9 protein-coding genes and 1 pseudogene are annotated in these 12,689 nt (G+C 64.1%); 7 read left to right on the forward strand and 3 right to left on the reverse strand.

The window, feature by feature from the left end:
- Nucleotides 1-26: 26 nt before the first annotated feature.
- The gene (locus AB3X95_RS24755) at nucleotides 27-1,142 is read left to right on the forward strand and encodes a succinylglutamate desuccinylase/aspartoacylase family protein (RefSeq protein WP_368622790.1); all 1,116 of its coding nucleotides are present in this window, start codon (nucleotides 27-29) and stop codon (nucleotides 1,140-1,142) included.
- A gap of 324 nt (nucleotides 1,143-1,466) precedes the next feature.
- Entirely contained in the window at nucleotides 1,467-2,384 is a 918-nt protein-coding gene (locus AB3X95_RS24760) for a dihydrodipicolinate synthase family protein (protein WP_368622791.1), read from the forward strand.
- Between the two features lie 80 nt (nucleotides 2,385-2,464).
- Here the strand turns inward: AB3X95_RS24760 and AB3X95_RS24765 are convergent.
- A pseudogene (locus tag AB3X95_RS24765) lies at nucleotides 2,465-2,782 on the reverse strand (phospholipase domain-containing protein); the annotation flags it as partial.
- 228 nt (nucleotides 2,783-3,010) lie between these two features.
- Between AB3X95_RS24765 and AB3X95_RS24770 the strand changes: the two are divergent.
- The 4 genes from AB3X95_RS24770 (at nucleotide 3,011) to AB3X95_RS24785 (ending at nucleotide 10,424) form a co-directional block, all read left to right on the forward strand.
- On the forward strand, nucleotides 3,011-4,981 hold the full coding sequence (locus AB3X95_RS24770; protein ID WP_368622792.1) for an amylo-alpha-1,6-glucosidase: 1,971 nt from the start codon (nucleotides 3,011-3,013) through the stop codon (nucleotides 4,979-4,981).
- 52 nt (nucleotides 4,982-5,033) lie between these two features.
- The gene (locus tag AB3X95_RS24775; protein ID WP_368622793.1) at nucleotides 5,034-7,805 is read left to right on the forward strand and encodes a glucosidase; all 2,772 of its coding nucleotides are present in this window, start codon (nucleotides 5,034-5,036) and stop codon (nucleotides 7,803-7,805) included.
- 110 nt (nucleotides 7,806-7,915) lie between these two features.
- The gene (gene zwf / locus AB3X95_RS24780) at nucleotides 7,916-9,535 is read left to right on the forward strand and encodes a glucose-6-phosphate dehydrogenase (protein WP_368622794.1); all 1,620 of its coding nucleotides are present in this window, start codon (nucleotides 7,916-7,918) and stop codon (nucleotides 9,533-9,535) included.
- A 64-nt stretch (nucleotides 9,536-9,599) separates the two neighbouring features.
- Nucleotides 9,600-10,424: an ROK family protein gene (locus tag AB3X95_RS24785; RefSeq protein ID WP_368622795.1), complete on the forward strand. Its 825-nt coding sequence runs from the start codon at nucleotides 9,600-9,602 to the stop codon at nucleotides 10,422-10,424.
- Between the two features lie 7 nt (nucleotides 10,425-10,431).
- Here AB3X95_RS24785 and AB3X95_RS24790 read toward each other — a convergent pair whose 3' ends face one another.
- Nucleotides 10,432-10,893 carry a type VI secretion system amidase immunity protein Tai4 gene (locus AB3X95_RS24790; protein WP_368622796.1) on the reverse strand — a complete coding sequence of 154 codons (462 nt, stop codon included), beginning with the start codon at nucleotides 10,891-10,893 and terminating at the stop codon, nucleotides 10,432-10,434.
- A 103-nt stretch (nucleotides 10,894-10,996) separates the two neighbouring features.
- On the opposite strand from AB3X95_RS24790, the gene AB3X95_RS24795 reads away from it, so the two are divergent.
- The gene (locus tag AB3X95_RS24795; protein ID WP_176120928.1) at nucleotides 10,997-11,563 is read left to right on the forward strand and encodes a YbhB/YbcL family Raf kinase inhibitor-like protein; all 567 of its coding nucleotides are present in this window, start codon (nucleotides 10,997-10,999) and stop codon (nucleotides 11,561-11,563) included.
- Nucleotides 11,564-11,610: 47 nt separating this feature from the next.
- Here the strand turns inward: AB3X95_RS24795 and AB3X95_RS24800 are convergent, their stop codons facing one another.
- Nucleotides 11,611-12,606, reverse strand: a complete 996-nt coding sequence (locus AB3X95_RS24800) for an aldo/keto reductase (RefSeq protein WP_368622797.1) — start codon at nucleotides 12,604-12,606, stop codon at nucleotides 11,611-11,613.
- Nucleotides 12,607-12,689 lie beyond the last annotated feature (83 nt).

Raw genomic sequence — 12,689 nt, forward strand, 5'->3', positions numbered from 1 at the left:
CAACTTTTCTTCACGGCTTTTCATTCATGAACAGGCAATCGATTCCGCTTCTGTCGCCGGCTATCGGCACGCACCGCGAGCTGGTGTCGTTTCATTTCGGCCCGGCCAATAGCGGGCAGAAGATCTACATCCAGGCGTCGCTGCATGCCGACGAAACGCCGTCGATGCTGACCACGGTGCTGTTGAAGCGGAGATTGCTGGACCTCGAACAGGCCGGCGCGCTGAATGCGGAAATCGTGCTCGTGCCGGTGTCGAATCCGGTCGGGCTCAGTCAATACGTGCTCGGCCAGTTCGTCGGCCGCTTCGATCTCGGCAGCGGCAAGAACTTCAACCGGCATTTCGTGCAGTTCACGAAGCTCGTCGAGAATGCAAGGGAGGCGCTGGGAGCCGACGCGAACGCGAACCGCCGCATCGTGCGCGCACTGCTCACGGCCGAACTCGCGCGACAGAAGCCGCTGACCGAATTCGACTCGCTGCAACTGGCGCTGCTGAAGCTGTCATGCGACGCGGACGTCGTGATCGATCTGCATTGCTCGCTCGAAGCGGCGATGCATGTGTACACGAGCGAGGCCGCGTGGGCCGAGTTCGAGCCGCTGTCGCGCTACCTCGGCGCCGAGGCCTCGTTGCTCGCGACGGATTCGGGCGGCGGCGCGTTCGACGAAACGCACAGCCTGCTGTGGTGGACGTTGCAGCAGCAGATGCCGGCGAGCAAGCCGGTGCCGACCGGGTCGATCGCGGTGACGGTCGAATGCCGCGGCCAGCGCGACGTGTCTTACGAAGTCGCGCAGCAGGATGCCGACGCGCTCGTCGACTATCTGGTGTGGCGCGGTGCGATTCGCGGTGAGGCCAAGCCGTTGCCGCCGCTTCTGTCGCCGGCGACGCCGCTCGCGGGCAGCGAGCAGTTCTATGCGCCGGTAAGCGGGATTCTCGTGCACCGCGCGAAGATCGGCGACACGATCCGCGTCGGCCAGCCGCTGTTCGATATCGTCGATCCGCTGACCGACGAGACGACCACGATCGCGAGCCAGACCGAAGGGGTGCTGTACATGCGACGCGCGATCCGCTTCGTGACGGCCGGTGCGCCGCTCGGTCGCGTGAGCGGCACGCGGCCGATCAGAACGGGCGTGTTGCTGGGCGCCTGATCGATTGACGGAGGGCCCGCGCTCTTCGTCGCACCGCCTGCGTGCTGGCGGCACGAGTTACGACGCATCGCGTGCCGCTATGCCGGACTCGGCATCCCGGACCGCGTCGACGCATCGCGCGACGGCGCTCACATGCGCCGCTGCCGCGATGCCGTGAAGTTGAATGGCGCGACCCGACGCGGCCATTCCGCGTCTCGCCGACTGTGCGGATTTAATCTCTTTCAGCCGCGAAAAAGCCCAAGCCCGCTTCCGGACAAAGGCCGATACTCGTCGTCATACTCAACGTGTGTCGGCGCGGCCGGCTTTTTGAAGGAGACGGACAAAGTGAGCAAGGCTATCCAATGGAGCGGGGTGTTTCCCGCCGTCAGCACCCAGTTCAAGCCGGATTTCTCGCTCGACATCGACGCGACGCACCGCGTGGTCAGCAATCTCGTCAAGGACGGCGTGTCGGGTCTGGTGGTCTGCGGCACGGTCGGCGAAAACACTTCGCTGAGCACGTCGGAAAAGCTTCAGGTGATCGAGGCCGCGCGCGACGCGTCCGGCGGCAAGGTGCCGGTCGTCGCGGGCGTCGCCGAGTTCACGACCGAGTTCGCACGGCAGACGGTGCGTGAAGCCGCGCGGGTCGGCGTCGACGGCGTGATGGTGATGCCGGCGCTCGTCTATTCCGCGAAGCCGCACGAAACCGCCGCGCATTTCCGCTCGGTCGCGACCAGCACCGACCTGCCGGTGATGATCTACAACAACCCGCCGATCTACAAGAACGACGTGACGCCGGACGTGCTGATCGCGCTGCGGGACTGCGAGAACATCGTCTGCTTCAAGGATTCGTCGGGCGATACGCGGCGCTTCATCGATCTGCGCAACGCGGTGGGCGACCGCTTCGTACTGTTCGCCGGCCTCGACGACGTGGTGGTCGAAAGCATCGCGGTGGGTGCGGAAGGCTGGGTGTCGGGCATGTCGAACGCGTTCCCGAAGGAAGGCGAGACGCTGTTTCGCCTCGCCACTCAAAAGCGTTTCGATGAAGCGTTGGCGCTGTATAGCTGGTTCATGCCGCTGTTGCACCTCGACGCGCGCCCCGACCTCGTGCAATGCATCAAGCTGTGCGAGGAATTGCTTGGCCGCGGCAGCGCCGTTACGCGTCCACCGCGCCTTGCATTGCAAGGCGATACGCTCGCCGAAGTCAAAGACATCGTCGCAAAGGCGCTCGCTACGCGTCCGACGCTGCCGGACGTTGGTCTATAGAACGCCTGAAAGACATCGGCATCCTGTCCGCCTGGTAGAGGGAACAGGATGCCGAACCCAACCGCGAGCGCAGACATCAAACTCGCCGCCAGCACCGGCGCAACCGCAGCCGGATCGCTGATACTCGGCCGGCCGTTCTCGATGTGACCGGCAAAGCGGCGCGAGAAGCGTGCGTCGTCACTGCTCGTCACCGTCAGGTCGTACCAGTGATGGCTCGACGTAAGCACCCAGCCCTCTTCGATACGCGCATTGGCCGGCACGACCACGGTGCGCGGCCGCGCGCCGTATGCGTTGTCGATCACCGTCAGATGCGCGATGCCACCACTGCTGTTGGTGAACTTCAGGAACACGTTGCCATTCGCGACGTCGTATCGTGCGGTCACTTCAGGCTGAGCCGGCGCTCAGGTCGAACGAGCGATTCTCCTGCATGAACACGACGATGTGCTCGACATCGCGAATCGTGCCCGGGTGTTTCGCCGTCGGTGACGCGTTGCTCTTGCCGATCAGTTGCGGGCCAGTCGTCGGTTGATCGAAAGAAAATGGAAAGTATTGGGAAGATCAATGTTCATGGCGCTGCCATCTGCGCTATGTTTGCTGCATTACGGTTCGCGTATAAGCACGATTCAATGACTCGCATCGATCCGCCCATCGACATGTCGCGACTCGAAGACGAATGGCTCGAAGCGGACGGCTTCGGCGGCTTTGCGTCGGGCACGGTCGGTATGTTGCGCACGCGCCGCTACCATGCGCTGCTGCTAGCCGCGACGCGCGCGCCGGGCGGACGCATGGTGCTCGTCAACGGGATCGAGGCGTGGGTCGAGGCGGGCGGCGAGCGCTTCCCGTTGACCATGCAACGCTATGGGCCTGACCTGATCTATCCGGATCTGCGCGGCAACCTGCTCGGTTTCGATACCGCGCCTTGGCCGACTTGGCGCGTTCAACTCGATACGCATACTGCGATGATCGCCGACGTGTTCGTCAGCAAAGCGACGTGCGAAACGGTATTGCGCTGGCGGCTCGAAGGCGGCGAACTCGATGCGCCCGTGCTGAAGGTCAGACCGCTGTTGTCGGGCCGCGATTATCACGCGCTGCATCACGAGAATCCGGCCTTCGACTTCAGCGCGCAGGTCAGCGCCGATCAATCGTGCGCGAGCTGGCAGCCTTATGGTGGACTGCCGGTCGTGCGGACGGCGACGAACGGCACCTATACGCATGCGCCCGATTGGTATCGCAACTTCTGCTACGTGCGCGAGCAGGAGCGCGGTCTCGATTGCAGCGAAGACCTCGCGGCGCCCGGCGTGTTCAGCTTCGATCTCGCCGAGGGCGAAGCGGTGATGATTCTGAGTGCAGCGAGCACGGCAGCCACCCAGAGCACCAGCGACAATCCCCGGACCACCGCCCGCGCCTCCCAACTCGCCGACACCGAACAACGGCGCCGGGCCGCACTCGGCTCGCGCCTGCAACGCTCGGCCGACGCCTATGTCGTCACGCGCAACGAAGGCCGCACGATCCTCGCAGGCTTTCCGTGGTTCACCGACTGGGGCCGCGACACCTTCATCGCGATGCGCGGCCTGCTGATCGAGTCGAACCGTCTCGACGACGCCGAAGCGATCCTGCTCGAATGGTCGGGCACGCTGTCCGACGGCATGCTGCCGAACCGCTTCCCCGACTACGGCGACGCGCCCGAGTACAACTCGGTCGATGCGTCGCTATGGTTCGTCGTCGCCGTTCACGACTATCTGGCTACGCCCCATGCAAGCGCGCGGACGCGCGCGCATCTGCAGCAAGCCGCCGAAACGATCCTGACCGGCTACACGAACGGCACGCGCTTTAACATCGGCTGCTGTCCCGACGACGGTCTGCTGCGCGCCGGCATCCCCGGCGTGCAACTGACGTGGATGGACGCGAAAGTCGGCGACTGGATCGTCACGCCGCGCATCGGCAAGCCGGTCGAAGTGCAGGCGCTATGGATCAACGCACTGCGAATCGCGTCGGCATGGAACCCGCAGTGGCGGCAGGCTGCCGAGCGCGCGACGCTCGCATTTCACCGGCGCTTCGTCGATCCGGCCACGCAGACGCTGTTCGATAACGTCGACGTCGATCATGTGCCGGGCACGGTCGACCGCTCGATCCGGCCGAACCAGATCTTCGCGATCGGTGGCCTGCCGTTTCCGCTGCTCGAAGGCACGGCGGCGCGCGCGGTCGTGGCGCAGGTCGAAGCGCAATTGCTGACGCCGCTCGGCCTGCGCTCGCTCGCGCCTTCCGATCCGGCCTATCGTGGCCACTACGGCGGCGCGCCGCTCGAACGCGACGGCGCTTATCATCAGGGCACCGTGTGGGTGTGGCTGATCGGCCCGTTCGTCGAAGCGTGGCTGCGAGTGAATGGCGCGAGCGCCACGAATCTCACACAGGCGAGGAGGCGTTTTCTCGCCCCGCTGTACGCGCATCTCGATCACGCGGGCCTCGACCACCTGTCCGAGATCGCCGACAGCGACGCGCCGTACGCGCCCGCCGGCACGCCGTTCCAGGCCTGGTCGCTCGGTGAAATGCTGCGCGTCGAAAGTCTGCTTGCCCGATTCGAGCGCGACGGGGCGTAAACCGCGCTACGATGTTGGGTCCTACCGCCAGGCTTGTTGCAAGGACGTTCTCATGCCACCGCTGCGCGCTGCCAATCTGCTTGCCACGATCGAAGGTTCCCGGCTGCATTCGCCCGAATGCGGCCACTGGCAGCGCTGGGGGCCGTATCTGAGCGAGCGCCAGTGGGGCACGGTGCGCGAGGACTACAGCGCGAACGGCACCGCCTGGGACTCGTTTCCGCACGACCATGCGCGCAGCCGCGCCTACCGTTGGGGCGAAGACGGCATCGCCGGGTTCGGCGACGACCGGCTCAGCTGGTGCGTATCGCTCGCGATGTGGAACCGCAAGGACCCGATCATCAAGGAGCGCCTGTTCGGCCTGACCAACGCGCAGGGCAATCACGGCGAGGACGTGAAGGAGCTGTACTTCTATCTGGACGGCACGCCCACGCACTCCTACATGCGCATGCTGTACAAGTACCCGCATGCGGCATATCCGTACCAGGACCTGATCGACGAAAACGCGCGCCGCGGCGGCGACGTGCCGGAGTACGAAGTGCTCGATACCGGCGTGTTCGACGATCTGCGCTATTTCGACGTGCAGGTCGAATACGCGAAGCACACGCCCGACGACATCGTGATGCGCGTGACGATCGAAAATCGCGCGGACGAGGCGGCGTCGCTCGATGTGCTGCCGCAGATCTGGGCGCGCAACTCGTGGTCGTGGAAGGAGAACAAGGACAAGCCGAAGCTCGTCGCCGGCACCGACCACGACGGCGCGGTGCGTCTGCTTGGCCATCATCATGTGCATGAGCCGATCGTCGTGACCGCCTGGTCGAAGGACGCACCGCAACTCGCGTGGCTGTTCTGCGAGAACGACACCAACGTGAAGCGGCTGTTCGGCATGGACGGCGCAGGCCCGTTCAAGGACGGCTTCAACGATTACCTCGTGCACGGCGACGCGAACGCGATCCGTCGTGACGCGGGCACCAAGGCCGCCGCACATGCACCGCTGGAACTCGGGCCGCATGGACGCGCGGTCGTGTATCTGCGCTGGCACCCGCAAGCAGCGAGCGATGAAGCGCCATTCGATGCCGACGCGTTGATCGCGCGCCGCGTCGCCGAGGCCGACGAATTCTATGGCGCATTGCAGCACGAGATCACCGACCCCGATGCCCGCCTCGTGCAACGTCAGGCGCTCGCCGGCATGCTGTGGTCGAAGCAGTACTACCAGTACGACGTGCAACGCTGGCTCGACGGCGACCCGCTGCAGCCGAGCCCGCCCGCCGCGCGCAAGCAGGGCCGCAACAGGGACTGGCGACATCTGTGCAACGCGGACATCGTGTCGATGCCGGACAAGTGGGAGTACCCGTGGTACGCGTCGTGGGACCTCGCGTTTCATGCGGCCGCGTTCGCGCTGATCGATCCGGCGTTCGCGAAGAAGCAGTTGCTGCTGCTCGTGAAGGACCGCTATCAGCACCCGAACGGTCAGTTGCCGGCTTACGAATGGGCACTCAGCGATGCAAACCCGCCTGTCCATGCGTGGGCCGCATGGCGCGTGTACGAGATCGATCGCGCGCTGACCGGCAAGGCGGACCGTGATTTTCTGGAACTCGTGTTTCACAAGCTGCTGCTGAATTTCTCGTGGTGGGTGAACCGCAAGGACGCCGACGGCCACAATATTTTTCAGGGCGGTTTTCTCGGTCTCGACAACGTCGGCATCTTCGACCGCTCATCGCCGCTGCCGACCGGCGGCCACATCGACCAGGCCGACGGCACCGCGTGGATGGCCGCGTATGCGCTCGACCTGATGCGTATTGCGCTCGAACTCGCCTACGCGAATCACGTGTTCGTCGATATCGGCGTGAAGTTCTTCGAGCACTTCCTGTACATCGCGGAAGCGGTCAGTTGCGACGACGGCTGCGACACGGGCCTGTGGGACAGCGCGGACGAATTCTTCTACGACAAGCTGCGCTTGCCGGACGGCAGCAACATGCCGATGCGCGTTCGCTCGATCGTCGGATTGATACCGCTGTTCGCCGTGCACGTGCTCGAAGAGCGTTTGCATGGCGGCTTGCCGGGCTTGCGCGAGCGCCTCGTATGGTTTCTCGAGCATCGGCCCGATCTCGCGAAGCTGGTGTCGCGCTGGAACGAGCCCGGCAAGGGCAACGCGCTGCTGCTGTCGCTGCTACGCGGGCATCGGATGAAGGCGCTGCTGCGGCGCGCGCTCGACGAAAGCGAATTTCTTTCCGATCACGGCGTGCGCGCGTTGTCGCGTTGCCATCGCGACCATCCGTTCGTGTTCGAGCACAACGGCAACAGTTTCTGTGTGAAGTACCTGCCGGCCGAATCCGATACCCGTGTGTTCGGCGGCAATTCGAACTGGCGCGGGCCGGTGTGGATGCCGGTCAACTATCTGTTGATCGAATCGCTGTACGAGTTTCATCGTTACTACGGCGATGATTTCCGCGTCGAGTATCCGACCGGGTCGGGCCAGAAGTTCTCGTTGAGCGAAATCGGCGACGAACTCGCGCGCCGCGCGACCACGCTGTTCCTGAAGGACAAGAATGGCGAGCGGCCGGTGATGGGTGCGTATCCGCTGTTGCAGGCGGATACGCGTTCGCAGGATCTGATCCTGTTCCACGAGTATTTTCATGGCGACAACGGTCGTGGCGTCGGGGCTTCGCATCAGACCGGCTGGACCGGGCTCGTCGCGTTGCTGTTGCAGCCCCGCGCGATGGCGGCATCGGGCAACGTGCCGCTGGCGGGGGAACCGGCGCCGGCGCCCGCGCCGATTCCGGTGAAAGAACCGGTACCGTCGCTCGCGGCCGCGACGACGAAGTAAGCGCGCCGCGCGCTCGCGCGCGAAGGCGATTGAACTGTGCGGCAGCGCGCGTGGTCTTTCATGTATCGCCACGTTTGTTCTCTCGGCTTTCCAAGTTCCAGGTGAATCTCATGTCGACTACACCGAACTCTTCCGCCTCTTCGGATCAACCCGACGCAACGCCGGCCTTGAGCTGCAAGCTCATTTCGAACCGATACGACACGCTGTCGTCGCCGGCCGGCAAGAAGCCCGCGCCGCCGTGCACGCTCGTGACCTTCGGCGCGGGGGGCGATCTGACCAAACGTCTGTTGATGCCGGCGCTGTACAACCTCTCGGTCGATGGCCTGCTCGATGACAGCATGAAGATCATCGGCGTCAATCACGGTGAGCGCGAAACGCGCGAATGGTGCGACGAACTGCGTACGTCGCTGCAGAAATTCGCCGCCGACAAAGCCAGCACCTTCCACGCCGGCAAGCTCGACGACAACGCGTGGAGCTGGGTCGCGCAGCGCCTCGAATACATGGCGGGCGAGTTCGAATCCGACGACACGTTCGCGAAGCTGAAACAGAAGCTCGATCAGTCGAAAGTCGGCAACGTGATTTTTTACCTCGCGGTCGGCGCGCGTTTTTTCAAACCGATCGCCGAGCGGCTCGGCAAAGCCGGCCTGCTGAAGGAAGGCGACGGCGCGAACGGCGGCTTTCGGCGTCTCGTGATCGAGAAGCCGTTCGGCGCCGATCTCGCATCGGCGCGCGATCTGAACGCGCACATCCTGTCGTATGCGCGGGAGTCGCAGGTGTACCGCATCGATCATTTTCTCGGCAAGGACACCGTGCAGAGCATTCTCGCGGTGCGCTTCGCGAATGCGATGTTCGAGCCGGTCTGGCGGCGCGAGTACATCGACTGCGTGCAGATTACGGCGGCGGAAACGATCGGCGTCGAAGGGCGCGGCAGATTCTACGAGCAGACCGGCGCGTTTCGCGACATGGTGCCGAACCATCTGTTCCAGCTGCTCGGCATCGTGGCGATGGAGCCGCCGAATTCGTTCGACGCCGAAGCCGTCCGCGACAAGAAGGTCGAGCTGTTCGACGCAATCCAGCCGCTCAAGCCCGACGACGTCGTATTCGGCCAGTACGAAAAAGGGTCCGCCGGCGTGGGCTATCGCGAGGAGCCCGACGTCGCGCCCGGCAGCACGACCGAAACCTACGCGGCGGCGCGCGTGTTCGTCGAGAACTGGCGCTGGGCCGGCGTGCCGTTCTATCTGCGTACCGGCAAGCGGCTCTCAGTGCGCCGCACCGAAATTTCGGTGCAGTTGAAGCCGGTGCCGTTCCGCCTGTTCCGCGACACGCCGGTCAACGCATTGACGCCGAACGTGCTGACGTTGCACATCGATCCCGAGCACGGCTCGAGTTTCGATTTCAACGTGAAGGCGCCGGGCCCGGTGATGCAGGTCGGTGCGGTGCAGTCGTCATTCAACTATGGCGACTTCTTCGACGAGCGCGCGAACGTGGGATACGAGACGCTGCTATACGACTGCATGTTAGGCGACGCGACGTTGTTCCAGCGCGCCGATGGCATCGAGACGGCCTGGTGTGCGGTCGACGACGTGCTGCATCCGAAGAGCGGCGGTGCTCTGCCCGTGCACGGTTATGCGGCAGGCAGCGACGGGCCGGCCGAAGCCGACGCGCTGCTCGCGCGCGACGGCCATGCGTGGCGGCCGTTGCAGCAGAAAGCGCCCGGTCGCAAGTCGTAGCGGCACCTTTGAACCAACCCGCAGTTCGCGCATCACAACCGCCTCACCACAATCGGGAGACATCGTGCCAACAGGCAACAAGAAAGCAGTGAAACGGAACGCGCCGAAAAGCGGCAGCGAGCACATCCTCGCGATCGACGTAGGCGGCACCGGCCTGAAGGCCGCGATCATCGACGCCAACGGGCAGATGAAAACCGAGCGCGTGCGCGTTGCGACGCCGCATCCGTGCACGCCGGATCAACTGGTTGATGCGCTCGCGCAACTCGTGGCTCCGCTCATCGAGCAGGTGCAGCCCGCTTGTATCTCGATCGGCTTTCCGGGTGTCGTGCGTAATAACCGCATTCTGACCGCGCCGCATTTCGGCATCGAAGGATGGCACGACATCGCGCTCGCCGATTCGCTCGCGCGGCGCCTGGGCGATCTGCCGGTGCGGATGATCAACGACGCAGAGATGCAGGGCTTCGCGGCGATCGAAGGCCGCGGCCTCGAATTCGTGCTGACGCTCGGCACCGGCGCCGGCACCGCGATGTTTCGCGATGGCGAGCTGATGCCGCATCTGGAGCTCGCGCATCATCCGGTCAGCAAGAAAGGTGTCGCGTACGACGAATACATCGGCGAGGCCGCGCGCGAGCAGGTCGGCAACAAGCGTTGGAGCCGGCGTGTCGAGAAGGTGATCGGCATTCTCGAGTCACTGGTCAGTTACGACAAGCTGTGGATCGGCGGCGGCAACGCGGCGCGCATCAAGTTCAAGCTGCCGGCGAACGTGGCGATCGTATCGAACGACGCGGGGATCGAGGGCGGCGCGAAATTGTGGCATCCGCTGTCGGTGCGCGAGACGCGGCAGTTTCCGGAGGCCACGGAGAAGACGGGGCGGTTTAAGCCGAAGTGAGGGGGAGTTACTTCGGTCTTGCCGGCAACGGATTATCTTGCCTGTAGGTGCGCTTGGGGTTGACGACCAAGCGCTTTACCTGTTCGTCCAATTCCTTACTGTGATACAGGTCCAGGCACTTCAGGAAGTCAAAGCGGACACCTTCAGTTTCCGATTCGACCAGCGGGTTTTGATAATCTCGCGCCAAATAATTGTCCGCCAAGGTTTTGATCGCGTCTGGAGCCTTCTCCAAGTCATAGTAAGTCCAGTCTCGCAATGCACTGACGCTGCTTCCGGCATCTATAGCGGCATCTTTGTCGTTTTTGTAGGCGTTCGCGATACAAGTAGCTAGAACCATGTCTTTGTAATTCTGTGCATGAGTGCGTGCTCCAGCTTGTGGAGTCGCGACTTGATCGGCTTTCGCATAGCAAGCAGACACACCGAAGATGATGACAGAAGCAGTTACGATGCAAACCCAAACCTTCTTCACGGCAAACTCCAGAAGTTCGCTCCGTGCGCAATATGCCGCCTCTTCCATCTCAAAACAACATTCTCGCTATAGTTGATGCATAAACTCCCAATGGAGACTCCCCATGAGTCGCATCCACTTGGCCCTCGCGCGGCACCTCCTCTCCGCTGTCGCGTGCGCGCTGCTCGCTTACGCGAGCGCGCATGCCTACGCGGCACCGGCCTTCGCAGTGTCGTCACCGGGACTGGCGGACGGCGGCACGCTCAACGCGAGCCACGCGGCGAGCGCGAACAACTGCGGCGGCGGCAACGTGTCGCCCGCATTGCAATGGCATAACGCGCCGGCCGGCACAAAGAGTTTCGCGGTGACGATCTTCGATCCCGACGGCGCGAAAGGCCTCGGCATCGTGCACTGGATCGTGTACGGCATCGCACCGGGTACCACCGGACTCGCCGAGGGCGAAGCCGCGCCGGCAGGCAGCGTCGCCGGCACGAATCGCACGGGCGGCCCCGGCTATTACGGCCCGTGTCCGCCAGTCGGCGATGTGCCGCATCACTACGTCGCGCAGGTCTATGCGCTCGATCTGCCGCCCGACGCATTGCCGGCCGGCTTGACGCGCGACGCGTTCCTCGCCGCGATCAAGGATCACGTGCTCGCCGCGACGAGCACCGTGCTGCGCTACGGACGATGAAGTCGCGCGGCCGAACGCCGGGCCGCGCTTGGTCTGCAGAAGGGCGCTTAGCGCGCCGCATCCCCCCATCGATACTGCACGCTCGCGTCATCGAGCTGAGTCTTGATTGCGTCGTCTAGCGTGAACTCGGCCGCCGAGAGCGTATCGCTCAACTGCTCGGCGCGACTCGCACCAATGATCGCCGACGTGATCAGCGGATTCGCGAGCACCCACGCAAGCGATACCTTCGCCAACGATTCGCCGGTCGGCGCGGCGATCGCCTTCAGTCTTTCGATCGTGTCGAATTCGCGCTCGTGCCAGTAGCGCTGTTGATACATCGCGCCAGCCTTGCCGACGCTTTCAGTGAAGCGCCCCTCGGTGGGCGTCGCATCGAGCCGATGCTTGCCCGTCAGCAGTCCGCCCGCGAGCGGGTTATACGGCATCACGGCTAGCTGCTCCTCGGCGGCCAACGGCAGCAGCTCACGCTCGATCTGGCGAAACAGCAGGTTGTAGCGCGGCTGGACCGACACGAAGCGCGCGACGCGCAGCACGTCCGCGCGTCCCAGAGCTCGCGCGAGCCGGTACGCAAGGAAATTCGACACGCCGATATAGCGCGCCTTGCCCGAGCGCACGATCGTATCGAGTGCTTCGAGCGTCTCGTCGAGCGGGGTTTTCGGGTCGTCGGAATGGAGCTGGTACAGGTCGACGTAGTCGGTGCCGAGGCGCTGCAAGGACGCATCGATCGCATCGAGCAGGTGTTTGCGCGACGCGCCCTGATCCCACGCGGCGGGCCCCATCTTGCCGACCGCCTTGGTCGCGACGATGAAGCGCTCGCGCTTGCCCTTCAGCCAGCGTCCGACGATTTCCTCGGTGCGTCCGGACAGGTCTTCGCCGGCGCCGAGCGGGTAGACGTTCGCGGTATCGATGAAATTGACGCCGGCGTCCGCGGCCGTGTCCAGGATGCGGTGCGATGCGGCTTCTGCGGTTTGCAGGCCGAAAGTCATGGTGCCGAGACACAAGCGCGAAACGGTCAGGCCGGTGCGGCCGAATTGGAGATATTGCATAGAGTCGACTCCAGAGGGGACGAAAGCATTTGCCGGAAGGGTGGGACTTTAACGTTGTATGCGGTGTTGTAAAAAGGATAAAC

Origin of the sequence: Paraburkholderia sp. BR13444 (assembly GCF_040948755.1) — a bacterium.
In the GTDB taxonomy this organism is placed as follows: domain Bacteria; phylum Pseudomonadota; class Gammaproteobacteria; order Burkholderiales; family Burkholderiaceae; genus Paraburkholderia; species Paraburkholderia youngii.

What these genes read in the sequence shown, in the direction of transcription:
- AB3X95_RS24755 (WP_368622790.1), top strand. Translation starts at nt 27, where the DNA reads ATGAACAGGCAATCGATTCCGCTTCTGTCGCCGGCTATCGGCACGCAC.
- AB3X95_RS24800 (WP_368622797.1), bottom strand. Translation starts at nt 12,606, where the DNA reads ATGCAATATCTCCAATTCGGCCGCACCGGCCTGACCGTTTCGCGCTTG.
- AB3X95_RS24770 (WP_368622792.1), top strand. Translation starts at nt 3,011, where the DNA reads ATGACTCGCATCGATCCGCCCATCGACATGTCGCGACTCGAAGACGAA.
- AB3X95_RS24795 (WP_176120928.1), top strand. Translation starts at nt 10,997, where the DNA reads ATGAGTCGCATCCACTTGGCCCTCGCGCGGCACCTCCTCTCCGCTGTC.
- zwf (WP_368622794.1), top strand. Translation starts at nt 7,916, where the DNA reads ATGTCGACTACACCGAACTCTTCCGCCTCTTCGGATCAACCCGACGCA.
- AB3X95_RS24775 (WP_368622793.1), top strand. Translation starts at nt 5,034, where the DNA reads ATGCCACCGCTGCGCGCTGCCAATCTGCTTGCCACGATCGAAGGTTCC.